General features: G+C 65.3%; 21 protein-coding genes. 10 read left to right on the top strand and 11 right to left on the bottom strand.

Annotated elements, in window-relative coordinates:
* Positions 1-82 precede the first annotated feature (82 nt).
* From aroA to rpsA, 3 genes are all read left to right on the top strand, one after another.
* Positions 83-1,441 carry a 3-phosphoshikimate 1-carboxyvinyltransferase gene (aroA, locus tag EJ071_RS02005; RefSeq protein ID WP_126096578.1) on the top strand — a complete coding sequence of 453 codons (1,359 nt, stop codon included), beginning with the start codon at positions 83-85 and terminating at the stop codon, positions 1,439-1,441.
* A gap of 257 nt (positions 1,442-1,698) precedes the next feature.
* Positions 1,699-2,349, top strand: a complete 651-nt coding sequence (gene cmk / locus EJ071_RS02010) for a (d)CMP kinase (protein WP_126102449.1) — start codon at positions 1,699-1,701, stop codon at positions 2,347-2,349.
* Between the two features lie 206 nt (positions 2,350-2,555).
* Positions 2,556-4,253: a 30S ribosomal protein S1 gene (gene rpsA / locus EJ071_RS02015; protein WP_126096579.1), complete on the top strand. Its 1,698-nt coding sequence runs from the start codon at positions 2,556-2,558 to the stop codon at positions 4,251-4,253.
* A 129-nt stretch (positions 4,254-4,382) separates the two neighbouring features.
* On the opposite strand, the gene EJ071_RS02020 is transcribed toward rpsA, so the two are convergent.
* From EJ071_RS02020 to EJ071_RS02035, 4 genes are all read right to left on the bottom strand, one after another.
* The gene (locus EJ071_RS02020) at positions 4,383-5,090 is read right to left on the bottom strand and encodes an SDR family NAD(P)-dependent oxidoreductase (RefSeq protein ID WP_126096580.1); all 708 of its coding nucleotides are present in this window, start codon (positions 5,088-5,090) and stop codon (positions 4,383-4,385) included.
* 229 nt (positions 5,091-5,319) lie between these two features.
* Positions 5,320-6,900 carry a 5-guanidino-2-oxopentanoate decarboxylase gene (locus EJ071_RS02025; protein ID WP_126096581.1) on the bottom strand — a complete coding sequence of 527 codons (1,581 nt, stop codon included), beginning with the start codon at positions 6,898-6,900 and terminating at the stop codon, positions 5,320-5,322.
* Entirely contained in the window at positions 6,897-7,565 is a 669-nt protein-coding gene (locus EJ071_RS02030; protein WP_126096582.1) for a TetR family transcriptional regulator C-terminal domain-containing protein, read from the bottom strand. Before EJ071_RS02030 ends, EJ071_RS02025 begins: the two co-directional genes overlap by 4 nt.
* Positions 7,535-8,407 (bottom strand): dimethylarginine dimethylaminohydrolase family protein, encoded by an 873-nt coding sequence (locus EJ071_RS02035; RefSeq protein ID WP_126096583.1) that lies wholly within the window; start codon positions 8,405-8,407, stop codon positions 7,535-7,537. The genes EJ071_RS02030 and EJ071_RS02035 overlap by 31 nt, the downstream gene beginning before the upstream one ends.
* A 211-nt stretch (positions 8,408-8,618) precedes the next feature.
* On the opposite strand from EJ071_RS02035, the gene EJ071_RS02040 reads away from it, so the two are divergent.
* The 6 genes from EJ071_RS02040 (at position 8,619) to EJ071_RS02065 (ending at position 14,492) form a co-directional block, all read left to right on the top strand.
* Positions 8,619-9,434 carry an ABC transporter ATP-binding protein gene (locus EJ071_RS02040; RefSeq protein ID WP_126096584.1) on the top strand — a complete coding sequence of 272 codons (816 nt, stop codon included), beginning with the start codon at positions 8,619-8,621 and terminating at the stop codon, positions 9,432-9,434.
* A gap of 56 nt (positions 9,435-9,490) precedes the next feature.
* Positions 9,491-10,285, top strand: a complete 795-nt coding sequence (locus EJ071_RS02045) for a transporter substrate-binding domain-containing protein (protein WP_126096585.1) — start codon at positions 9,491-9,493, stop codon at positions 10,283-10,285.
* A 206-nt stretch (positions 10,286-10,491) separates the two neighbouring features.
* The gene (locus tag EJ071_RS02050) at positions 10,492-11,157 is read left to right on the top strand and encodes an ABC transporter permease subunit (protein WP_189521519.1); all 666 of its coding nucleotides are present in this window, start codon (positions 10,492-10,494) and stop codon (positions 11,155-11,157) included.
* The gene (locus EJ071_RS02055; RefSeq protein WP_126096587.1) at positions 11,157-11,966 is read left to right on the top strand and encodes an ABC transporter permease; all 810 of its coding nucleotides are present in this window, start codon (positions 11,157-11,159) and stop codon (positions 11,964-11,966) included. Before EJ071_RS02050 ends, EJ071_RS02055 begins: the two co-directional genes overlap by 1 nt.
* Positions 11,967-12,049: 83 nt before the next feature.
* On the top strand, positions 12,050-13,051 hold the full coding sequence (locus tag EJ071_RS02060; protein WP_126096588.1) for an Ldh family oxidoreductase: 1,002 nt from the start codon (positions 12,050-12,052) through the stop codon (positions 13,049-13,051).
* Between the two features lie 457 nt (positions 13,052-13,508).
* Positions 13,509-14,492 carry a complex I NDUFA9 subunit family protein gene (locus EJ071_RS02065; RefSeq protein WP_126096589.1) on the top strand — a complete coding sequence of 328 codons (984 nt, stop codon included), beginning with the start codon at positions 13,509-13,511 and terminating at the stop codon, positions 14,490-14,492.
* A 68-nt stretch (positions 14,493-14,560) separates the two neighbouring features.
* On the opposite strand, the gene EJ071_RS02070 is transcribed toward EJ071_RS02065, so the two are convergent.
* Complete coding sequence (locus tag EJ071_RS02070; RefSeq protein WP_126096590.1) at positions 14,561-15,931, bottom strand: cytochrome P450; 1,371 nt, start codon at positions 15,929-15,931, stop codon at positions 14,561-14,563.
* Between the two features lie 225 nt (positions 15,932-16,156).
* Positions 16,157-16,354 (bottom strand): hypothetical protein, encoded by a 198-nt coding sequence (locus EJ071_RS02075; RefSeq protein WP_126096591.1) that lies wholly within the window; start codon positions 16,352-16,354, stop codon positions 16,157-16,159.
* On the opposite strand from EJ071_RS02075, the gene gyrB reads away from it, so the two are divergent.
* Positions 16,329-18,800 (top strand): DNA topoisomerase (ATP-hydrolyzing) subunit B, encoded by a 2,472-nt coding sequence (gene gyrB / locus EJ071_RS02080; protein WP_126096592.1) that lies wholly within the window; start codon positions 16,329-16,331, stop codon positions 18,798-18,800. The genes EJ071_RS02075 and gyrB overlap by 26 nt on opposite strands.
* Positions 18,801-18,910: 110 nt before the next feature.
* Here the strand turns inward: gyrB and EJ071_RS02085 are convergent, their stop codons facing one another.
* From EJ071_RS02085 to EJ071_RS02105, 5 genes are all read right to left on the bottom strand, one after another.
* The gene (locus EJ071_RS02085; RefSeq protein WP_126096593.1) at positions 18,911-20,308 is read right to left on the bottom strand and encodes an NAD(P)(+) transhydrogenase (Re/Si-specific) subunit beta; all 1,398 of its coding nucleotides are present in this window, start codon (positions 20,306-20,308) and stop codon (positions 18,911-18,913) included.
* A gap of 1 nt (position 20,309) precedes the next feature.
* Entirely contained in the window at positions 20,310-20,732 is a 423-nt protein-coding gene (locus EJ071_RS02090) for a proton-translocating transhydrogenase family protein (protein WP_189521399.1), read from the bottom strand.
* On the bottom strand, positions 20,732-22,012 hold the full coding sequence (locus EJ071_RS02095) for a Re/Si-specific NAD(P)(+) transhydrogenase subunit alpha (protein ID WP_126096595.1): 1,281 nt from the start codon (positions 22,010-22,012) through the stop codon (positions 20,732-20,734). The genes EJ071_RS02090 and EJ071_RS02095 overlap by 1 nt, the downstream gene beginning before the upstream one ends.
* Before the next feature lie 86 nt (positions 22,013-22,098).
* Positions 22,099-22,323 carry an aa3-type cytochrome c oxidase subunit IV gene (locus EJ071_RS02100; protein WP_126096596.1) on the bottom strand — a complete coding sequence of 75 codons (225 nt, stop codon included), beginning with the start codon at positions 22,321-22,323 and terminating at the stop codon, positions 22,099-22,101.
* A 160-nt stretch (positions 22,324-22,483) separates the two neighbouring features.
* Positions 22,484-22,633, bottom strand: coding sequence for a DUF3096 domain-containing protein (locus EJ071_RS02105; protein ID WP_126096597.1), 150 nt, complete (start codon positions 22,631-22,633; stop codon positions 22,484-22,486).
* Positions 22,634-22,758 lie beyond the last annotated feature (125 nt).

A 22,758-nucleotide genomic window follows, 5' to 3' on the forward strand; every position in this document is an offset into this window, starting at 1 on the left:
ACCATTGCCCCGCGCCGTGATACGAGACCGCCGCACCATGACGAACTCAGCCGGCCAGCCGGCATTTCATTTGGACGACAAAATGTCTCATTCCGCCGCCGTTAAACCAGCAACGGCCCGCAAGTCTCCCGCCCTTTCCGGCACGGCCAGGGTGCCGGGCGATAAGTCGATCTCGCACCGCTCCTTCATGTTCGGCGGCCTTGCCTCGGGCGAGACGCGCATCACCGGTCTGCTCGAAGGCGAGGACGTGATGCGCACGGGTGCGGCCATGAAGGCGATGGGCGCGCATATCGAGAAGAAGGGCGCCGAGTGGGTGATCCGCGGCACCGGCAACGGCGCGCTGCTTGAGCCCGAAGGCCCGCTCGATTTCGGCAACGCCGGCACCGGCTCGCGGCTGACCATGGGCCTGGTCGGCACCTACGACATGGAAACAACCTTCATCGGCGATGCCTCGCTTTCCGGCCGGCCGATGGGCCGGGTGCTGGAGCCGCTGCGCCAAATGGGCGTGCAGGTGTTGAAGGCAGCCCCCGGCGACCGCATGCCGATCACGCTGCGCGGCCCGAAACATGCAGCCCCCATCACCTATCGCGTGCCGATGGCCTCGGCCCAGGTGAAGTCGGCGGTGCTGCTCGCCGGCCTCAACACGCCGGGCATCACCACGGTGATCGAGCCGGTGATGACGCGCGACCACACTGAAAAGATGCTGAAGGGGTTTGGCGCCAACCTGACCGTCGAGACCGACGAGCGCGGCGTGCGCCACATCTTCATCGAAGGCCAGGGCAAACTCATTGGGCAGACCATCGCCGTGCCCGGCGACCCCTCCTCGGCCGGCTTCCCGCTGGTGGCGGCGCTCATCGTGCCGGGCTCGGACATTACTATCGAGAACGTGCTGATGAACCCGACCCGCACCGGGCTGCTTCTGACGCTGCAGGAGATGGGCGGCCGCATCGACATCCTCAACCCGCGCAATGCCGGCGGCGAGGACGTGGCGGACCTGCGCGTACGCTCCTCGGAGCTGAAAGGCGTCGTGGTGCCGGCGGAGCGCGCGCCGTCGATGATCGACGAATATCCGGTGCTGGCTGTCGCCGCGAGCTTCGCCGAAGGCGAGACGCTGATGCAGGGGCTGGAGGAGCTGCGCGTCAAGGAATCCGACCGGCTGTCGGCTGTGGCCAACGGGCTCAAGCTCAATGGCGTCGACTGCAGCGAGGGCGAGGCGTCGCTCGCCGTGCGCGGCAAGCCCGGCGGCAAGGGGCTGGGTGCCCATCCCGACGGCCAGGATACGAAGGTGAAGACCCATCTCGACCACCGCATCGCCATGAGTTTCCTTATCATGGGGCTGGCGACGGAAAAGCCGGTGACGATCGACGACGCGAATATGATCGCGACGAGCTTTCCGGAATTTATGGGTTTGATGAAGGGACTGGGCGCGGAGATCGAGTAAGGCGATGGATGGATTGGAGCCGAACTGAGATGTTGGCGGGACAGCACCCCCTCTGTCCTACCGGACATCTCCCCCGCAAGGGGGGAGATCAGATGTCGCGCAGGCTTTCGCCAATCTCCGACGCTGGACGGAAGGCGCTGGCATAGGAACTGCCAATCTCCCCCTTGCGGGGGAGATGTCCGGCAGGACAGAGGGGGGTGTGAAGGAACTCGGCGCTTGTCTTGCTCATCGTGCCCTTCGGTTGCGTCGCCCCGCTAATGACCCAGACCTTCACCATCGCCATCGACGGCCCGGCCGGCGCGGGCAAGGGCACGCTGGCCCGGCGGCTCGCCGACCATTACCGGCTGAACCTGCTCGACACCGGCCTCACCTATCGCGCCGTTGCCCATAAGCTGCTCGAGCTCGGCCTGCCGCTCGACAATGTCTCCGCGGCTGAAACCGCGGCGCGTCAGGTCGACCTCTTGAACCTCGACCGCACGGTGCTTTCGGCGCATGCGGTAGGCGAGGCCGCCTCCAGGGTCGCGGTCATCCCCACCGTCCGGCGCATCCTGGTCGAAAAGCAGCGCGCGTTCGCCAAGGCGCCGCCGGGCGCGGTGCTCGACGGCCGCGACATCGGCACCGTCGTGTGCCCGGACGCCGACATCAAGCTCTATGTGACGGCAAGTGCCGCGGTGCGGGCGCAGCGCCGGCTGGCCGAAATTGAGAGCATGGGCGGCAGCGCCGATTTCGCCACCATCCTCGCCGACATCGAGCGCCGCGACGAGCGCGACATGGGCCGCGCGGACTCGCCGCTCAAGCCGGCCGCCGACGCGCACTTGCTTGATACCAGCGAAATGGCTATAGAGGCCGCGTTTCTGGCGGCGATGACGATCATTGACGACGTCCTGGCCAAGAGAAGCAAGGCCTGATCCGGGTTTTCTCTCACGCTTGCGATTGCCGAACGCGGGAAAAATACCCATATCGGGCACGAACCAGCCTGCCAGCATTCTCATGCGCCGGACTTGCCGCTCGAAAAGCGGCCGAGGGCTCTTCAGCCCGGAACGCCGGCAGGCTCACGCAACGCTAACCCACGGCGCCCGCTCCGCTACGAAAGCGGAGCACTCCAGGAGAAACAATGTCAGTAGCTAATCCCACTCGCGACGATTTCGCGAGCATGCTCGAAGAATCATTCACCGCCGGCCATTCCGGCGAGGGCCAGGTTGTCCGGGGCACGATCACCGCGATCGAAAAGGACATGGCCATCATCGACGTCGGCCTCAAGGTCGAAGGCCGCGTGCCGCTGAAGGAATTCGGCGCCAAGGGCAAGGACTCCTCGCTCAAGGTCGGCGACACCGTCGAAGTCTATGTCGAGCGCATCGAGAACGCGCTTGGCGAGGCCATGCTGTCGCGCGAGAAGGCCCGCCGCGAGGAGAGCTGGGTGCGCCTCGAAGAGAAGTTCACCAAGGGTGAGCGCGTCGAAGGCGTCATCTTCAACCAGGTCAAGGGCGGCTTCACCGTCGACCTCGACGGCGCCGTGGCGTTCCTGCCGCGCAGCCAGGTCGACATCCGTCCGATCCGCGACGTCTCGCCGCTGATGCACAACCCGCAGCCCTTCGAGATCCTCAAGATGGATCGCCGCCGCGGCAACATCGTGGTGTCGCGCCGTACCGTGCTCGAGGAGAGCCGCGCCGAACAGCGTTCGGAAATCGTGCAGAACCTCGAAGAGGGCCAGGTGGTCGAAGGCGTGGTCAAGAACATCACCGACTACGGCGCGTTCGTCGACCTCGGCGGCATCGACGGCCTGCTGCATGTCACCGACATGGCATGGCGCCGCGTCAACCATCCGACCGAGATCCTCAACATCGGCCAGACGGTCAAGGTGCAGATCATCCGCATCAACCAGGAAACCCACCGTATCTCGCTCGGCATGAAGCAGCTCGAGTCGGATCCGTGGTCGGATATCGGCACCAAGTTCCCGATCGGCAAGAAGATCAAGGGCACCGTCACCAACATCACCGACTACGGCGCGTTCGTCGAGCTGGAGCCGGGCATCGAGGGCCTCATCCACGTTTCGGAAATGTCGTGGACGAAGAAGAACGTGCACCCCGGCAAGATCCTGTCGACGACGCAGGAAGTCGACGTGGTGGTGCTCGAGGTCGATCCGGCCAAGCGCCGCATCTCGCTCGGTCTCAAGCAGACGCTGGAGAACCCGTGGGAAGCGTTCGCGCGCAGCCATCCGGCCGGCAGCCAGGTCGAGGGCGAGGTCAAGAACAAGACCGAGTTCGGCCTGTTCATCGGCCTGGAAGGCGACGTGGACGGCATGGTGCACCTCTCCGACCTCGACTGGACCCGTCCGGGCGAGCAGGTCATCGAAGAGTACAATCGCGGCGACATGGTCAAGGCGCAGGTGCTCGACGTCGACATCGAGAAGGAGCGCATCTCGCTCGGCATCAAGCAGCTGGCCCGCGACACGGTCGGCGAGGCGGCGAGCAGTGGGGAACTCCGCAAGAACGCCGTCGTCACCTGCGAGGTCATCGCGGTCAAGGATGGCGGTCTGGAAGTGCGGCTGGTCGAGAGCGGCCTCGAGACCTTCATCAAGCGTTCGGACCTTTCCCGCGACCGCGACGAGCAGCGCCCCGAGCGCTTCACCGTCGGCCAGAAGGTCGATGCCCGCGTCATCGCCTTCGACAAGAAGACCCGCAAGCTGCAGGTCTCGATCAAGGCGCTGGAAATCGCCGAGGAGAAGGAAGCGGTTGCCCAGTACGGCTCGACCGACTCCGGCGCCTCGCTGGGCGACATCCTGGGCGCGGCGCTGAAGAAGCAGGGCAACTAGAGCATTCCAGGAAAACCGCGTAGCGGTTTTTCCGTCCGGAATTGCGTAGGCCCTCCTTCGCCAGGAACCAAACAAAAACCCCGCCGGAGCGATCCGGCGGGGTTTTTCATTGCACTTTGATCTGTGAGGTCAGGCCCGGCCGTAAAGCGGCACCAGCGTGCCGCTCATCGCCTGGTTGGCGGGCGAGGCAAGATAGGCGATCGCCTCGGCGGCGGCTTCGAGGCTCACCCATTTGGTGAAATCGGCGTCTGGCATGTCGGCGCGGTTGGCCGGCGTGTCGAGCGTCGAGGGCCCCACCGCGTTGACGAGGATGCCCTTGTGCTTCAGCTCCTCGGCCATTGCCTGCGTGATCGCGGCAACCGCCGCCTTCGAGGCGGCATAGGCGACCATGCCGGACCCGCGCCTGGGATCGATCCCGGCGCGCGCGGTGACGTTGACGATACGGCCGGCCGTGCCCGACGCCAGCATCGAGCGCACCGCGGCGCGGCTGCAAAGGAAGGCGGTGCGGGCATTGGTGTCCATCATCTCGGCAAAGGACGCCGATTCGATCTTTTCCACCGGCGCCATGGTGAACCCGCCGGCGAGGTGGATCGAAGCCCAAAGCTCCGGAAGCTGATGATAGAAGGCCTCGACCTTGGCGGAGTCCGAGAGGTCGACATTGTGCGCCAAGTGGACGCTGGCGTGGGCCGCGTAAGGAAAGTGCGGCGGAGCCGCGGCGTGGGCATTGGGCACATGGCAGATCGCCCCCTGCTCCAGCAATCTGCCGACAACCGCGCCGCCGAGCGCCCCAGTGCCGCCCGTCACCACGACATGCCTGCCGTTAAGCGTTTCCGTCATATTTCGACTGCTCCTGTCGTATTCTTATGGTTATGCCGCCCCAGTTTCGAACGTCGCGCCTTTCGCGCTGTCACTCAATTGAAATATCGACATGGCTGGCGCAGCGTCTTTGCATGTGTCAGGCCGTCGCGGAAGATCTTGTCGCCGCGTCTGGATTCGACCGGATCTTGTTCTGCGGAGCCGGCGCGGCAATTGGAGCGCCGGCAAATGCTCGCAGGCGCCAACGCCTTCAGTCGACCGTGATTTCGACAAGGCGCGGCTTGCCGGCCGCCCGCGCGCGCTTCAGCGCCTCGGCGAGGCTGCCGACCCCGGTCAGCCGTTCGGCCTCAATACCATAGGCCTCGGCGAGCTTGCAGAAATCCGGCGGCGCCGGCGACACGCCGACCGGCTCGACGCCGACATCGAGCATCGAGGTCTCGATCTCGCGATAGCCGCGGTTGTTCCAGACGACGAAGATCACCGGAGCCCCGGCGTCGAGCGCGGCGCCCAGCTCCGGCAAGGTGAACTGGAAGCCGCCGTCGCCGGTGAGACACACGACGGGCGCTTCGGGCACGGCAAGGGCGGCGCCGATCGCCGCCGGCGGGCCATAGCCCAGCGCGCCGAACCCGGTCGCCGCATTGAACCAGCCGCCCGGACGGTCATGATCGTAATAGAGATTTGCGGCATAGATCGGCTGGGTCGAGTCGCCGACGATAATGGCGCCGGGCAGCGTGTCGCGGATCGCCTCCACCGCGCGCACCTGCGCCACATATTCAGGTCTCAGCTCGGCCAGCGCTGCCTCTCGACCCGCTGCCGCGCGGACCTCGCCGTCTTTCGCGGCGACATGAGCAGGGCCGAGATCAGCCAGCAAAGCACCAAGCGCCGCGGCGCAATCCGACTGGATCGCAACGGTGACAGGACGACGGGCGAGCTGATCGGCGCCGATGTCGATGCGGATGAGGTTCGGCGGCAGCACGAAGCCGCCGTCGCCATAGCCGTCATAGTCGGTCGGGCCGAATTCGGTGCCGGCGGCGATCACCAGATCGGCGTCCGCCATCAGCGCGCGCACGGCCTTCAGGCTGGGGCTTGCCGGCACGCAGAGCGGATGGGCATGCAGCAGGCCGCGCGCATTGGCGGTTTCGACGACCGGCGCGCCCAACGCTTCGGCGAAGCGCGTCAGCGCCGTATCCGCCCTCTTGGCGCCGCCGCCGGCCAGGATCAGTGGACGGCGAGCCGTCCTGATCAACCGCACAGCATCGGCGATCGCCGCCGCTGCCGGAGCGGGCGGCGCAGCATTGCCAAGCACGGCCGCAATGCCGTCGGCGGGCTTCACCATGACGTCGGTCGGGATCTCGATATGGACCGGACCAGGGCGCGACGAGGAGAAAACGGCGAAGGCGCGGGCGAGCGCGCCGGGCAGTTGCCCGGCCTCGGTGACGCGCTCGGAGAACAGCGCCATCTTCTCCATCATGCCGCGCTGATCGGGCAGTTCATGCAGGAAGCCAAGCCCCTTGCCGAGTGTGTCGGTGGCGTTAACGCCGGAGATCACCAGCATCGGGACCGAATCGGCGCGCGCCTGACCCATGGCGGTGATGGTATTGGTCAGCCCCGGCCCGGTGATGACGAAGGCGACGCCCGGCCGGCCGCCGGCGCGCGCATAGCCGTCGGCCATGAAGCCGGCGCCCTGTTCGTGGCGCGGCGTGACGTGGCGGATCTTCGAGCGCGCCAGACCGCGATAGAGCTCGACGGTGTGCACGCCCGGAATGCCGAAAACGGTGTCGACGCCATGCGCCTCGAGCAAGGTGATGAGCGCTTCGCCGACGGTTGTCATTGGTTTTCTCCCTTTTCCGGCGCGAGGCCGAGCTCGGCCTCGACAGCCTTGATCCCAATCGCCGCCAATTCGCCGGGCGAGAACATCTCGCCCGCCAGGCAGCCTTCGATCCAGAGCCCGTCGATGATCGCGTTGATGGCGATGGCATGGTGGCGCAGCTCATTTGCGTCCGGCTTGCGCCGTTGGGCGGCGAGCACTTCGGCCACAACCGCTTCCACCTCGTTGCGAAAGCCGAGGTAGCCTTCGCGGTGGGCATGGGCCAGGGTCGGATCTGCACTGGCGCGGCCGAGGAAGGTTGCCCAGAGCGAAAACACCCGCGCGTCGATGATCGGCGCGTTGAGGTTGGCGGTGACGAAAGCCGCAAGGCGTTGGCGCGGCGTGGCGTTTTCCATGACCAATGCCGCTTTCGCCTGCTCGGTCATGCGGCCGACCAGCGCTGTATAGGCTTCCTGCAGCAATTCTTCCTTGCCGGGGAAATAGTGCCGGATCAGCCCGGCGGTGACGCCGGCACGCAATGCGATGGTGCGCAAGGTGGCGCCCTGCAGGCCATATTCCGCCACGCAGTCCAGGGTCGCCTCGATCAGATCCTGCCGCCGCCGCTCCTCGCCCTCGCGACGGAACTTGCGGCGCGCATTCATTGGCGCAGGATCGGCCGCGTCAGGCATGTCGGCCCGCCTTCGCAAGCGATGCAGAGCGCATCCGCCTCGAAGATTTCAACCGTGCAGCCGGCGGCTTCCATCGCCGCTTTGGTCTTGGGAAAGCCCGCAACGGCAATCACCTTGAGCGGGCTGGTCGGCAATACGTTCAGGCTGAGGCCGTTGGAAGCGGCGAACTCTTCGGCGTCGCCTTCGACCAGCCGGATGCCTCGCGCCTTCAGCATCTGATAAAACGGGGCCGGCAAAAGCGGTGAATAGACCAGCGCGAGGTCGTCGGCCAGCGGGCTGATCACCGACATCAGGTGCAGGCATGCCTCTTCGCCCTGCCACAGCGGCAGGTCGAAGCCGTAGACGGAAATGCCCAGCGGCGTCAGCAGGTTGGAAACCTGCTGGATGCCTTCCTGGTTGGAGCGGACACCGCGCCCGATCGCCAGCGTGCGGGCATCCACCCATACACAATCACCGCCTTCGACCTGGCCAGGAGCCTCGACGCGGCCGAGGATCGGAATGCCCAGTCTTCTGTAGGTTTCCTCATGCAGCGAGGGCTCCCCGGCGCGCAACGGCTTGCCCATGGACAGGATCAGCGCGCCGCGGTCGGTCATCAGCGACGGGTCGTGCGTGAACACTGAATCCGAAAGGCCGTCGGCCTTGTCCTCGATCCATTCGATTTCGGCGCCGGAAGCCAGTACCAGTTCGGCAAGGACCGCGTGTTGCGAGGCAGCTTTGGCCGGGTTGAACCCCGGGCCATAATGCCAGGCAACTCTGTTGGCGTCGCGCATGGCGTTGGCCGCCGACCGCATCAGCACGCGCCGCAGCGGCGCCGCCATGGACTGTGATCCGAAAGCGCTCATCGATGCCCTTTTAAGCTGAAAAAAATCGAAAAAATTTCACGAGAGGCTATTTATACACTTGCGCAACAAGCCCGCAAGTGCCGTAATGAGCAGGATTGACGGGCTCGCGCGGTCGGGTCCATGCTGAAGTCTGACGCGGGACAGTACAGCGTATGTTGATTAGCCGGATGGACGTTCGACGAACTGCCGTCGCCCCTACAGAGGTCACCCGGTGAGCGCGGTGGAAGCTGCCGCAGTCCCATCCGGCGAGGCGCAGAGCGGCGCCGCCGAAGCCATCCATGTCGAGAACCTGCACAAGAAGTTCGGCCAGTTGCATGTGCTGAAGGGTGTTTCGCTGTCGGCGCGAGACGGCGAGGTGATCGCGATCATCGGCGGCTCGGGCTCCGGCAAATCGACGCTGCTGCGCTGCATCAACTGCCTGGAAAACCCGACCAGCGGCCTCATCCGCGTCAATGGCGAGGAGATCAAGCTGAAGGCCGACAGCCACGGCCACACGGTTCCCGCCGACCGCAAGCAGATCGAGCGCATCCGTTCCCGGCTCGGCATGGTGTTCCAGAACTTCAACCTGTGGAGCCACATGACGCTGATCGAAAACGTCATCGAGGTTCCGGTGCATGTGCTTGGCGTCAAGCGCGACGAGGCGATCGCGCAGGCCGAGAAGCTGCTTGCTCGCGTTGGCCTCGCCGAGAAGCGCGACGTCTATCCGGCATTCCTCTCGGGCGGCCAGCAGCAGCGCGCCGCGATCGCCCGGGCGCTGGCGATCAATCCGCGCGTCATGCTGTTCGACGAGCCGACCTCGGCGCTCGACCCGGAGCTGGTCGGCGAGGTGCTGAAAGTGATCGGCGACCTGGCGCGCGAGGGGCGCACCATGGTGCTGGTGACCCATGAAATGAAGTTTGCCCGCGAGGTCGCGACGCATGTCGTCTACCTCTACAACGGGCTGGTCGAGGAAGAAGGACCGCCGGAACAGCTGTTCGGCGCGCCCAAATCCGAAAGGCTCAAGCAATTCCTCCGCAACGTCGGTTAGGGCCGGCGTCAAGCGGAGCGAAAAACCGGGAACAACAACAAACTGGGAGTCCTGAAATGAAGACTGTTCTCAAGACCTTCGCCGCGGCGCTGCTCTTCGGCGTCGCCGCGATGGGCGTGGCCAAGGCCGATCAGGTCAAGATCGGCGTCGCCGCCGAACCTTATCCGCCCTTCACTTCGCCGGATGCGACGGGCAAGTGGGTCGGCTGGGAGATCGATTTCATCGACGCCGTCTGCGCCGAGGAGAAGCTCGACTGCGTCATCACGCCCGTCGCCTGGGACGGCATCATTCCGGCGCTGACCACCAAGAAGATCGACCTCATCGTCTCCTCGATGTCGATCACCGACGAGCGCAAGAAGACGATCGACTTCTCGGATAAGTATTACAACACACCGACGGCGATCATCGGTCCGAAGGACCAGAAGTTCGGCGCCACGCCCGACGATCTCAAGGGCAAGGTGGTCGGCGTGCAGGTGTCGACGGTGCATGCGGTCTACGCCAAGAAGCACTTCACCGGCGCGCAGGAGATCAAGGAATACCAGACGCAGGACGAAGCCAACAATGACCTTGCGGCCGGCCGTCTCGATGCGGTGCAGGCCGACTCCATCGCGCTTGGCGAATTCCTCAAGACCGATCAGGGTAAGGCCTGCTGCGACCTGAAGGGCATGGTCGCCCAGGACGACGAGGTGCTCGGCCCGGGCGTCGGCGCCGGCGTGCGCAAGGAAGACACCGCGCTCAAGGAAAAGATCAACGCCGGCATCAAGGCGATCCGCGCCAGCGGCAAGTATGACGAGATTTCGAAGAAATACTTCGATTTCGACATCTACGGCGGCGCCACGCAGTCGAACTGACGATATTTCGCCCGTCAATTAGGGGCATGGCGCCAGTGCCGTGCCCCTAAGCCCAATCTTCCACGCATGCTTGCCGCTGGCCGCCAACGCCGGCGACCAGAGCCAGCAATCCGGGGGCGACGCTGATCGACATATTTCTTCCGGCCTCGGCGGCCGGCATCATCGAACTCCTGTGGCCTGTGCCGCCTGGCTGGGGCTACCAGCTGCTGGTCGGATTCCTGCATTCGATTGAGATCGCGATCGGCGCCACTTGCCTTGGGCTGCTGATCGGCACCGGCGGCGCCTGGGGCAAGCTCTATGGCGGTCCGGTGGCGCGCGACCTGCTCGCCGTCTACACGACCGTGGTGCGCGCCGTGCCGGAACTGGTGCTGATCCTGCTGCTCTATTACGCCGGCACCGACCTCATCAATCAGGTGCTGACGGCGATGGGCTACCAGCGCGTCGACATCAGCGGGCTGGCGGCCGGCATCTTCGTGCTCGGCGTCGTCCAGGGTGCCTATTCGACCGAAGTCATCCGCGGCGCCATCCTGTCCATCCCGCAAGGCCAGATCGAGGCCGCCCGCGCCTACGGCATGTCGCCGGGCCTGATGCTGAGGCGCATAACGCTGCCGGCGATGCTGCCCTTCGCCATACCCGGCCTCGCCAACCTCTGGCTGATCGCCACCAAGGACACCGCGCTGCTTGCCGTCGTCGGCTTCTTCGAGCTGACGCTTGCGACGCGGCAGGCGGCGGGCGTCACCAAGGCCTATCTGCTGTTCTTTCTCGCAGCCGGCGCGCTCTATCTGGCGCTGACGCTGTTCTCCAACCTGATCATCGGCCGCGTCGAAGCCTGGTCGCGGCGCGGCATGCCTTCCGTCAAGGAGGCTCGCTGATGGCGGCCGAAGCGACCGCGATCAACATGGCGGCGCGCGCCTCGCTCTGGCTCAGGCCACATCGCATCGTGCTGATCCTCATCGCGCTGGCATTGGTTTTCTGCGCCGCCTTCTTCATGCGCTGGGACTGGCTGCCGCAATATTGGGAAATGGGGCTGCTCGGCATCTGGCGGGCGCTGTGGATCCTCGTCGTCACCTGCGCGCTGGGCTTCCTGCTGGCGGTACCGCTCGGCCTGGCGCAGGCCGGCGGGCCATTCTGGTTTGCCGTGCCGGCCAAGGTCTTCTGCACCATCATCCGCGGCACGCCGCTGCTGTTGCAGCTCTGGCTGCTCTATTACGGACTGGGTTCGCTGTTCCCGCAATACCCATGGATCCGCGAGTCCTGGATGTGGACGTATCTGCGGCAAGCCTGGCCCTATGCCGTGCTGGCGCTGACCTTGTCCTTCGCCGGCTATGAGGGCGAGGTGATGCGCGGCGCCTTCGCCGGCGTGCCGAAAGGGCAGCTCGAGGCGGCCCGCGCCTTCGGCATGAGCCGCTTCAAGATCTTCCGCCGCATCTGGCTGCCTCAGGCCTTCTACCGGGCGCTGCCGACGCTGACCGGCGAAACCGTGCTGCAGCTGAAGTCGACGCCGCTGGTGGCGACGATCAGCGTCATCGATATCTTCGCCGTCTCCTCCAAGGTGCGTCAGGACACCTATCTCACCTACGAACCCTTGCTGCTGCTGGCGTTGATCTACATGACGATCACCGGCATCCTGGTGCTCATATTCAGCAGGATCGAGGCTCGGATTCCGGTGAAGATCGGTTAGCGAATAGAGAGTAGCGAATAGCGAGTAGTTCGTTTATTTCCCCCTACTCGCCATTCGCTACTCGCTGCTGCGGAGCAACTCCGATGCAACTCACTCTCGACCAGGCAACAGGGCTATGCCGGATGGCGGCGCTCGGCGCCGGCGCCAATGAGGAGGCGACACAGTCGCTCGTCGCCTCGATCATGGCGGCGGAGGCAGAAGGCCTGTCGGCGGTCGGCCTGTCGCATTTCATCGACTATCTGGAGGCAATCCAGGACGGCCGCATCGACGGCAATGCCGATCCGGTCGTCACCAGGCCGGCGCTGGCCATCTATCTCTCCGACGCGCGCGGCGGGCTTGCCCATACCGGCTTCGACCGCACGATCGATGATCTCGCCAAGGCGGCAAAACTGTTCGGCGTCGCCGTCTTCTCGCAGAAGAACGCCTATACCTGCGGCGCGCTCGGCTATTTCACCGGACGCTTGGCCGGGCAGGGCCTAGTCTCCTTCGCCGCCACCAACGGACCGGCAGTGCTTGCCGGCTCCGGTTCGGTCAAGCCGGTCTACTGCACCAACCCGATGTCTTTTGCAGCACCTGCCGCCGACGGGCCGCCGCTGGTCATCGATCAGTCGTCGAGCGCCACCGCCTTCGTCAACATCCGCAAGGCGGCGGAAGACGGCAAGAAGATCCCCGAAGGCTGGGCGCTGGACGCAAGCGGCAACCCGACCACCGATCCGGCTGCGGCGATGAAGGGCGCGATGCTCGCCTTCGGCGGCCAGCGCGGCGCCAATATCGCGCTGATGGTCGAGGTGCTGGCGGCAGGCATTTCCGGCGCCAACTGGTCGCTCGACGCGCCATGGTTCTCCGGCGGGCCGGACAGTCCCGGAACCGGGCTCTTCGTTTTAGCCGTCGAGCCCAAGCTGCTCGACCCGGACTTCGAGCAGCGCATGAAGGACCAACTCGACCGGCTGCGGCGGCGCTACGGCGTGCACATCCCCGGCCGCGCCCGCGCCGAGGCGGCTGAGAAAGCGACGGCGCGCGGCATCGACGTGCCCAAGGCGGTCGTCCAGCGCATTTCCGAATTCGCCGAACGCTATTCGGCCTGATCGAGACCGCCCACAACAGCAGGTCGCGTTTTCTTCACACGACCGATGAACCTTTTTTCGCCCTGCAGCGACCCATCGCCGGCACCCCACATCGCAAGCCGCAAAGGGTGGCTTGGGTCGCGGCTTGCGGTTGGCGGCGCCGCGCCGGGCGTCCAGGGCCGGGGCGGGCGTGCTTGCTCACGCCGCCTTGATACCGTCTCAGGTCAGGCCGCCTCGTTGGACCCTGTTTCGGCGCGAGCACTGCCCGGAAAACCCCGCTTCGGCGGGGTTTTCTGCGTCCCGGCGATCCTGCTCTTCTTCGCATCCTTGGCGGCACCTGTCATTCGGTCGACGCATAGCGGCAAGGCGTTCCGGCAGCGCTCAAAATTGGGCGTCGGCGACACCCGGTCGCCCTTTGCCTTTGGCGCGAAACCGACTATGAACGCCTCTAGCCAAGCCTAGCGCGCCGGAGCCAGCCATGACTGAAATCCTGCAGACCCCCAAGCTCGTCGTCGTCTTCGGCGGGTCCGGCTTTGTCGGCCGCCATGTCGTGCGCGCGCTGGCCAAGCGCGGCTACCGCATCCGGGTCGCCTGCCGGCGGCCCGACCTTGCCGGCCATGTGCAGCCGCTCGGCAATGTCGGCCAGATCCAGCCGGTGCAGGCCAATGTGCGCGTGCGCTGGTCGGTCGACCGCGCCGTGCAGGGCGCCGACCATGTCGTCAACCTGGTCGCCATCCTGAATGAAACCGGCCGGCAGAAATTCGGCTCCGTGCATGAGTTCGGCGCCCGTGCCGTCGCCGAGGCCGCGCGCGCGGTCGGCGCCGGCCTTACCCATGTCTCGGCGCTCGGCGCCGATTTGAACTCGAAGTCGGACTACGCCCGCACCAAGGCGCTCGGCGAGAAAGCGGTGTTCGAGACGATTCCCGATGCCGTGATCTTCCGGCCGTCGATCAATTTCGGGCCGGAGGACGGCTTCTTCAACCGCTTCGCCAACATGGCGCGCTATTCGCCGGTGCTGCCGCTGATCGGCGGCGGGCAGACGAAATTCCAGCCGGTCTATGTCGGCGACGTCGCCGAGGCGATCGCGCGCTCGGTCGACGGCAACGTCAAGGGCGGCCAAATCTATGAGCTCGGCGGCCCGCAGGTGCTGACCTTCAAGGAATGCATGGAGGAGATGCTTGCCGTGATCGAGCGCAGGCGCCTCCTGGTGCCGGTGCCGTGGTGGGTGGCGAACCTGCAGGCCTCGATCCTTCAGCTGTTGCCCAGCCCGCTTTTGACCAAGGACCAGGTCCTGCAGCTGCGCGAGCACAACGTCGTCTCCGAGGCCGCCGCCAAGGCGAACAGGACGATCGCCGCCCTCGGCATCCAGCCGCAGGCGATCGCCACGATCCTGCCCAGCTATCTCTGGCGCTTCCGCGCCGCCGGGCAGTTCCAGCAGCGCCGGCCGATAGCCGATAGATAGAAGATTCTAAGTTTTGATGCATGTCGTTATCCCAGAACCGCTGCACATTTCTGGGCGACATGCATTGATCAGCCGCGGCGGGAGACCTGCATCGGCAGGCCGCCCTGCGGCTGCGTGGTCAGCTTCTGCACCGGCCATGGCCGGGTTTCGGTCGTCACGTCGAAGCGGAAGCGCGACAGCAGTATGGCCAAAGCGATGATCGCCTCCTGCATGGCGAAGCTGGCGCCGATGCAGACGCGCGGCCCGGCGCCGAATGGCAGGTATTGGAAGCGGTCGATCCTGTCGCGGTTTTCCGGATGGAAACGCTCCGGCAGGAAGGCGTCCGGCCTGTCCCAAAGCTTGCGATGGCGGTGCACGACCCAGGGCATGACCAGCACGGCGGCGTATTTCGGGATATAGAGACCGTTCCAGGTTTCCGGCTCGATCGGCTCGCGGTTGATCGAAGGCGCCGGCGGATAGAGCCGGAGCGCCTCCTCGAAGGCGGCGCGGGTGAGCGGCATGGCGTCCAGCCATTTCGTCGGATCGGGTTCGCTCGCCAGCACCGCGTCGATCTCGCGCTCGATCTTGTCACGCTCCCATGGCGCCCCGGCGAGGCAGTAGATCGTCCAGCCCAGCGCCCGCGCGGTGGTCTCGTGGCCGGCTCCGATGAAGGTGATGATGTTGTCCTCGACTTCCGCGCGCGTCAGGCCGTCCGGCCCCTCGGCCTTCAGGAGCAGCGTCAGGAAATCCTGCGGCACGCCGCCCGGATCGCGCTTCAGCCGCTCCTCGCGCATCTTCACCGTGCCGGCAACGATGTTGCGGAAATAGGCCATGGTCTTGCGGCCGCGGATGCGGGTGAAGCGCGGCAGCCATTCCGGCGCGCGCAACAGGTCGAGCGGATCGACGCGACCCATGGTCTCGAACAGGCGGTCGACCTCCTTGGCGAAGCTGCCCTGCTCGCCCGCGATCTCGCCGGAAAACAGCGTTTCGGCGAGGATGTCATATGTAAGCATCGTCATGTCGCGGGCGACGTCGGTCGTGCCGCCGGCCTCGTAGCGGGTGACGAATTCCAGCGTGCGCTTCAGCATCGGCTCGGCGAAGCCGAAGATGTGGCGCGGCGTGAACATCGGCGCCATCGCCTTGCGCGACCGCTTCCATACCTCGCCCTCGGCGGTGAGCAGGCCATCGCGCAGGATCGGGCGTAGGATCAGCTGGCGCACGGTCGCCATCTTATAGTTCTTGGCGTTGTCGATCAGCACATGGCGGATGAGGCCGGGATCGTTGGCGATGACCAGCGGCCCGCCGATGCCGGTCACCGATATCCAGGGCTCGTTGTAGGTATGCTCGCCCCACAGCTCGAGCGGGTTGCGGTAGACGATGCGCATCATCTCCAGCGTCGAGGGCGGCCGGGTGCGCGGCTTCGGCGCGGGCGGCACGAAGGGGGCGGGCTTGGTGTCCATGGCATGCTCCGCTGGCAGCTCCAAATGTAGTGCCCGGCAAGGCGCGCGTCCATGCGACCGGACAGCAGGCCTTTGCGCCGGCTTCGCAAGTGGCGGTCCGCTTTTGTGGCTTAAAGCGCGTCGCGCTGAAACGGATTCAGGCGGCGCGCTTTTAAGTCTTTGTTTTATGCATGTCGGTTTCGCAAAACCGCTGCGCACTTTTGCGCGACATGCATTAGCCGCCGGTTACACCGCAAAGGCGACGAACGCATTGTCGATATTGCCGCTCGCCAAGCCGGCAAAATGGCCGCAAACCTTGGAAAACCAGCCATTTGCGCCTATATCTAGGACATCAAAACGGCGCGATTCGGGGCCATTTGTCCGCGCCGGATCAGCGACATCAATCAGACAGGTATTCATGAGCGACCAGACCGAAAGCGCCATTGGCGCGGAAGCCGAGTACGGCGCCGATTCCATCAAGGTTTTGAAGGGGTTGGACGCCGTCCGCAAGCGGCCGGGCATGTATATCGGCGATACCGATGACGGCTCGGGCCTGCATCACATGGTCTACGAGGTGGTGGACAATGCCATCGACGAGGCTTTGGCCGGGCACGCCGACCTAGTCACGGTGACGCTCAACCCCGACGGCTCGGTGACCGTCATCGACAATGGCCGCGGCATTCCGACCGATATCCACCCCAGCGAAGGCGTTTCGGCGGCCGAAGTGATCATGACGCAGCTGCATGCCGGCGGCAAATTCGACCAGAACTCCTACAAGGTTTCCGGCGGCCTGCACGGCGTCGGCGTTTCCGTGGTCAATGCGCTTTCGGCATGGCTGAAACTCAAGATCCGCCGCAACGGCGAGATCTTCGAGATGAGCTTCACGCATGGCAATGCCGACGCGCCGCTGAAGGTGACCGGCAGCTACGAACAGGACAAGCGCCCTGGCACCTATGAAGGTCGCAGCGGCAGCGAGATCACCTTCTTCCCGTCGGCCGAGACCTTCACCATGGTCGAGTTCGACTACAACACGCTGGAGCACCGGTTGCGCGAGCTCGCCTTCCTCAATTCCGGCGTGCGCATCGTGCTGACCGACGCCCGCCATGCCGACCTCGTGCGCCACGAGCTGCACTATGACGGCGGCCTCGAGGAGTTCGTCAAATATCTCGACCGGGTCAAGAAGCCGCTGATCGAGAAGCCGATCGCGATCCGCGCCGAGCGCGACGGCATCACCGTCGAAGTGGCGATGTGGTGGAACGACAGCTACCACGAGAATGTCTTAGCCTTCACCAACAACATCCCGCAGCGCGACGGCGGCACGCATCTGGCCGGCTTCCGCGCCGCGCTGACGAGGCAGATCACCGGCTATGGCGAGTCCTCCGGCCAAACCAAGAAGGAAAAGGTGTCGCTCACCGGCGACGACTGCCGCGAAGGGTTGACCGCCGTTTTGTCGGTCAAGGTGCCGGACCCGAAATTCTCCTCGCAGACCAAGGACAAGCTGGTCTCATCGGAAGTCCGCCCGGTGGTGGAAAGCCTGGTCAACGAGGCGCTCGGCACCTGGCTGGAAGAGCATCCGACCGAAGGCAAGGTGGTGGTCGAGAAGGTGATCCAGGCGGCCGCCGCGCGCGAGGCCGCGCGCAAGGCGCGCGACATCACCCGCAAGAGCACGCTCGGCGTCACCTCGCTGCCCGGCAAGCTCGCCGACTGCCAGGAGCGCGACCCGGCGAAGTCGGAAATCTTCATCGTCGAGGGTGACTCGGCCGGCGGCTCGGCCAAGGGCGGTCGCTCGCGCCAGAACCAGGCCATCCTGCCGCTGCGCGGCAAGATCCTGAATGTCGAGCGGGCGCGTTTCGACCGCATGCTTTCTTCCGACATGATCGGCACGCTGATCACCGCGCTCGGCACCTCGATCGGCAAGGACGAGTTCAATGCCGACAAGCTGCGCTACCACAAGATCATCCTGATGACGGATGCCGACGTCGACGGCGCCCATATCCGTACGCTTCTGCTCACCTTCTTCTTCCGGCAGATGCCGGAGCTGATCGAGCGGGGCCATCTCTACATCGCCCAGCCGCCGCTCTACAAAGTGACGCGGGGCAAGAGCTCGCAATACCTCAAGGACGAAAGCGCCTATGAGGAGTATCTGATCGATTCCGGACTGGAAGAGACGTCGCTGACGCTCGGCTCCGGCGAGGTGCGGACCGGACAGGACCTGCGCAGCGCCGTCGACGACGCGCTGGCGGTGCGCCACCTGATCAACGGGCTGCACACGCGCTACAACCGCAGCGTCGTCGAGCAGGCGGCGATCGCCGGCGCGCTCAACGCCGACGTGCTTGCCGATCTCGGCCGCGCCACTGCGATGGCGGAGCGTGTCGCGAACCGGCTCGACATGATCGCCGAGGAGACCGAGCGCGGCTGGACCGGGCGACTGTCGACCTCCAACGACGGTTCGGGCGGCTATGTCTTCGAGCGCACGGTGCGCGGCGTCAAGGACGCGGTCCAGCTCGACGCCGGGCTGATCAACTCGGCCGACGCGCGCCAGCTTGACCGCTATGCAGGGCGCCTCGCGGAAGTCTATGGCGGGCAGCCGACACTGCGCCGGAAGGAGATTTCGGAGACCATCTCGGGACCGCTGACGTTGCTCGACGCGGTATTCGCCGCCGGCCGCAAGGGGCTCACCATGCAGCGCTACAAGGGCCTCGGCGAGATGAATGCCGAGCAGCTCTGGGAGACCACACTCGACCCGAACGTGCGCTCGCTGCTGCAGGTCAAGGTGGCCGACGCGACGGATGCCGACAGCCTGTTCTCGCGGCTGATGGGCGACGAGGTCGAGCCGCGGCGCGAGTTCATCCAGGACAATGCGCTGTCGGTGGCCAATCTGGACATTTGAGCAGGACCTGGCCGACAGTTTCTGCAATAAAAAAGCCCGGCATCCGCCGGGCTTCCAAACTCCGATGCTTGGCTGGGCCGACAACCTTCTTGCAGAAGGTTGCGGCTTGATCAGTGATCCATGGCCTTGACGATCTCTTCCGTCATCTTCTTGGCGTCGCCGAGCAGCATCATGGTGCCGTCCTTGTAGAACAGCGTGTTGTCGATGCCGGCATAGCCGGAGCCGAGCGAGCGCTTGACGAAGAGGCAGGTGCGGGCCTTGTCGACGTCGAGGATCGGCATGCCGAAGATCGGCGAGGCCTTGTCGTCGCGCGCGGACGGGTTGGTGACGTCGTTGGCGCCGATGACATAGGCGACGTCGGCCTGCGTGAACTCGGAGTTGATGTCCTCGAGCTCGAACACCTCGTCATAGGGCACGCTGGCTTCGGCCAGAAGCACGTTCATGTGGCCGGGCATGCGGCCGGCGACGGGGTGGATGGCGTATTTCACCTCGACGCCGTTGGCCTTGAGCTTGTCGGCCATTTCGCGCAGCGCGTGCTGCGCCTGGGCGACCGCCATGCCGTAGCCCGGCACGATGATGACCTTCTGCGCGTTCATCATCAGATAAGCGGCATCGTCGGCCGAGCCTTGCTTGACCGTGCGCTCGATGCCGTCGCTGACCGCCGCGGCCGTCTCGCCGCCGAAGCCGCCGAGGATGACGGAAATGAAGGAGCGGTTCATGCCCTTGCACATGATGTAGGACAGGATCGCACCGCTAGAGCCGACCAGCGCGCCGGTGATGATCAGCGCCAGGTTGCCGAGGGTGAAGCCAAGTGCTGCCGCCGCCCAGCCGGAATAGGAATTCAGCATCGACACCACGACCGGCATGTCGGCGCCGCCGATCGGGATGATCAAGAGCACGCCGAGCACCAGCGAGGCGGCGACGATCAGCCAGAAGACCAGCTTGGATTCGGTGGTGACGAGCAGCACGATCAGCACCACCAGGGCTGCGCCGAGCGCGATGTTGATCAGGTGGCGGCCGCCGATCATGATCGGCTTGCCGGACATGCGGCCGTCGAGCTTCAGGAAGGCAATGACCGAGCCGGTGAAGGTGATGGCGCCGATGGCGACGCCAAGGCTCATTTCGACGAGCGCCTGGGCGTGGATGTCGCCCGCGGTGCCGATGCCAAAACTTTCCGGCGCGTAGATGGCAGCGGCCGCGACCATGACGGCGGCGAAGCCGACGAGGCTGTGGAAGGCGGCGACCAGCTGCGGCATCGAGGTCATGGCGATGCGGCGCGCCACATAGGCGCCGACGCCGCCGCCGATGGCGAGGCCGAGCACGATCAGGCCGAAGCGCCCGGCCGAGGGCAGCGCCAGCGCCAGCGTGGTGCAAAGAGCGATGCCCATGCCGATCATGCCGTAAAGATTGCCCTGCCGGCTGGTGGTCGGATGCGACAGGCCGCGCAGCGCCAGGATGAACAAGATGCCCGAGACAAGATAGAGGAAGGAAGCGAGATTGACGGTCACGTCACTTTTCCTTCTTCTTGTACATGGCGAGCATGCGCTGGGTGACGAGGAAGCCGCCGAAGATGTTGACCGAGACCAGCACCAGGGCGACGAAGCCGAAGCCCGCGGCAAGGCCGGAAGCCGCGATGCCGACGGCGAGCAGCGCGCCGACGACGATGACCGAGGAGATGGCGTTGGTGACGGCCATCAGCGGCGTGTGCAGCGCCGGCGTCACCGACCAGACGACATAGTAGCCGACGAAGATCGCCAGCACGAAGATGGCAAAGCGGAAGACGAAGGGATCGATGGCGCCGCCCGAGAGCGCATGCGCCGCGTTGCCGGCGGCCTCGGCGCCGGCCGGCGCGTTGGCCAGGTCCTGCACCGCGAGGCGAACGGCGGCGGTCGCCTGATCGAGCTGGTCGAGGGCTTTCTGCAAGGCTTCCATCACGCGGTCCCTTTCGACTTGGACGAGGGCGACTTGGCTGCGGCAGGTTTCTTTGCCACCGTCTTCTTGGCAGCAGGCTTGTCGGAGGCGTCAGCGACCATGATCGTCGCGGCAATGGCCGCCGGCTCGGTGCGCGGCGCCTCGGTCGCCTTGGCGAAATTGGGATGCACGATCTTGCCGCCATCGGTCAGCATCGTCGCCTTGACCAGCTCGTCGTCGCGCTTGATGGCAAGCTCTTTCTCCGCCTTGTCGACCATCGTCTCGAGGAAGGCGTAGAGGTTCTTGGCGTAGAGCAGCGAGGCGGATGCGGCAACACGACCGGGCACGTTGAGATGGCCGACGATCTTGACGCCGTTTTCCGTCGTCACGACCTTGCCGGGTTGAGCACCTTCGACATTGCCGCCTCGCTCGACGGCGAGGTCGACGATCACCGAGCCTGGCTTCATCGAGGCGACCATGGCGGCCGAAACCAGCTTCGGCGCCGGACGGCCGGGGATCAGCGCCGTGGTGATGACGATGTCCTGCTTGGCGATGTGCTCTGCCGTCAGCGCCGCCTGCTTGGCCTGGTATTCCTTCGACATTTCCTTGGCGTAGCCGCCGGCGGTCTCGGCGGCCTTGAACTCCTCGTCCTCGACCGCCAGGAACTTCGCGCCGAGCGACTGCACCTGCTCCTTCACCGCCGGGCGCACGTCGGTGGCGGTGACGATGGCGCCGAGGCGACGCGCGGTGGCGATGGCCTGCAGGCCGGCGACGCCGACGCCCATGATGAAGGTTTTTGCCGCCGGCACGGTGCCCGCCGCCGTCATCATCATCGGCAGCGCGCGGTCATATTCGGCGGCCGCGTCGATCACCGCCTGGTAGCCGGCAAGATTGGCCTGCGAAGACAAGACGTCCATGACCTGCGCGCGGGTGATGCGCGGCATGAATTCCATCGAGAAGGCGGTGATGCCGGCCTTGGCCATCGCGGCCACCGCCGCATCGTTGCCGTATGGATCCATGATGGCGATGACGGCGGCGCCCGGCTTGTAGCCTTTCAGCTCGGCATCGGCCGGCCGGCGCACTTTGAGCACCACGTCGGCCTTCGACGCGTCGGCAGCCTTGCCGATCGCGGCACCCGCCGCGGCAAAATCCTGATCGATGATGCGCGAGCCGAGGCCCGCGCCCTTCTCCACGATCACCTCGAAGCCCAGGCCCACCAGCCGCTTCACCGTCTCAGGCGAGGCCGCGACACGCGGCTCGTTCGCATCAAGCTCACGAGGGATGAATACCGTCTGCCCCACCGCATGATCCTTTCGGCTGGAACCTCGATGCGCAAGGCGTCGGCCGGGACCTCCAGCGGGACGTCATACGCAGTGGCTTGGAAAGTCTACCGCAGAATGAAATAGCCGACGGCCATGATCAGGATGAACAGGATGGTCGCCGAGAAGAAGCCGCCGACGAAGAAGCCGAAGGCCATTGCCAGCAGGATGGCGGCGCAGACGAGCGAGCCGTATTTGGCAAGCGCGAGGAATGCCTTGTAGGTGCGATCATGCTCGGCATAGTCCATCTGCGCGCCCAGTTCGACAGGACCGGTCGGCGTGTGATCAGCCATAGGAATACCTCTTCGAAAATGCCTTTGAGGCACATAGCGAAAAGCCGAACCGAGAGCAATGGCGCTATTGCCGCACGGTCCGCGACAACAGCCTCAAATGAAAGTTGAAATTGGCGAAAGTCGAAATTGGGACGAAACGCCGCCGGAGCGCTCCCGGGCCTCAGCCGGCGAGCTGCGGAAACAGGCCGAGCAGGCCGACGACGATCAGGTAGAGCGCGACGATGTAGTTGAGCAGGCGCGGCATCACCAGGATCAATATGCCGGCGATCAGGGAGATCAGCGGCGTGAGCGCAAGCGAGTGGATGGTCATGACCGTATCCCTTCCCATGAACAACCCGATATGAGCCGGCGAAACGCCTGCTGGGCAAGAATGCGGCGTCGCCCGATCGCAAGGCCGCTACTCGTAACGCGAGAATCGCAGGAAAGGTCCATGAT

Origin of the sequence: Mesorhizobium sp. M1B.F.Ca.ET.045.04.1.1, from assembly GCF_003952465.1 — a bacterium.
Lineage (GTDB): Bacteria > Pseudomonadota > Alphaproteobacteria > Rhizobiales > Rhizobiaceae > Mesorhizobium > Mesorhizobium shonense.

Coding starts and splice junctions, on each gene's coding strand:
- EJ071_RS02030 (WP_126096582.1), bottom strand. CDS start 7,565: ATGCCTGACGCGGCCGATCCTGCGCCAATGAATGCGCGCCGCAAGTTC.
- EJ071_RS02020 (WP_126096580.1), bottom strand. CDS start 5,090: ATGACGGAAACGCTTAACGGCAGGCATGTCGTGGTGACGGGCGGCACT.
- gyrB (WP_126096592.1), top strand. CDS start 16,329: ATGAGCGACCAGACCGAAAGCGCCATTGGCGCGGAAGCCGAGTACGGC.
- EJ071_RS02025 (WP_126096581.1), bottom strand. CDS start 6,900: ATGACAACCGTCGGCGAAGCGCTCATCACCTTGCTCGAGGCGCATGGC.
- EJ071_RS02100 (WP_126096596.1), bottom strand. CDS start 22,323: ATGGCTGATCACACGCCGACCGGTCCTGTCGAACTGGGCGCGCAGATG.
- EJ071_RS02055 (WP_126096587.1), top strand. CDS start 11,157: ATGGCGGCCGAAGCGACCGCGATCAACATGGCGGCGCGCGCCTCGCTC.
- EJ071_RS02060 (WP_126096588.1), top strand. CDS start 12,050: ATGCAACTCACTCTCGACCAGGCAACAGGGCTATGCCGGATGGCGGCG.
- EJ071_RS02070 (WP_126096590.1), bottom strand. CDS start 15,931: ATGGACACCAAGCCCGCCCCCTTCGTGCCGCCCGCGCCGAAGCCGCGC.
- EJ071_RS02065 (WP_126096589.1), top strand. CDS start 13,509: ATGACTGAAATCCTGCAGACCCCCAAGCTCGTCGTCGTCTTCGGCGGG.
- EJ071_RS02090 (WP_189521399.1), bottom strand. CDS start 20,732: ATGGAAGCCTTGCAGAAAGCCCTCGACCAGCTCGATCAGGCGACCGCC.
- EJ071_RS02105 (WP_126096597.1), bottom strand. CDS start 22,633: ATGACCATCCACTCGCTTGCGCTCACGCCGCTGATCTCCCTGATCGCC.
- cmk (WP_126102449.1), top strand. CDS start 1,699: ATGACCCAGACCTTCACCATCGCCATCGACGGCCCGGCCGGCGCGGGC.
- rpsA (WP_126096579.1), top strand. CDS start 2,556: ATGTCAGTAGCTAATCCCACTCGCGACGATTTCGCGAGCATGCTCGAA.
- EJ071_RS02045 (WP_126096585.1), top strand. CDS start 9,491: ATGAAGACTGTTCTCAAGACCTTCGCCGCGGCGCTGCTCTTCGGCGTC.
- aroA (WP_126096578.1), top strand. CDS start 83: ATGTCTCATTCCGCCGCCGTTAAACCAGCAACGGCCCGCAAGTCTCCC.
- EJ071_RS02035 (WP_126096583.1), bottom strand. CDS start 8,407: ATGAGCGCTTTCGGATCACAGTCCATGGCGGCGCCGCTGCGGCGCGTG.
- EJ071_RS02075 (WP_126096591.1), bottom strand. CDS start 16,354: ATGGCGCTTTCGGTCTGGTCGCTCATGAATACCTGTCTGATTGATGTC.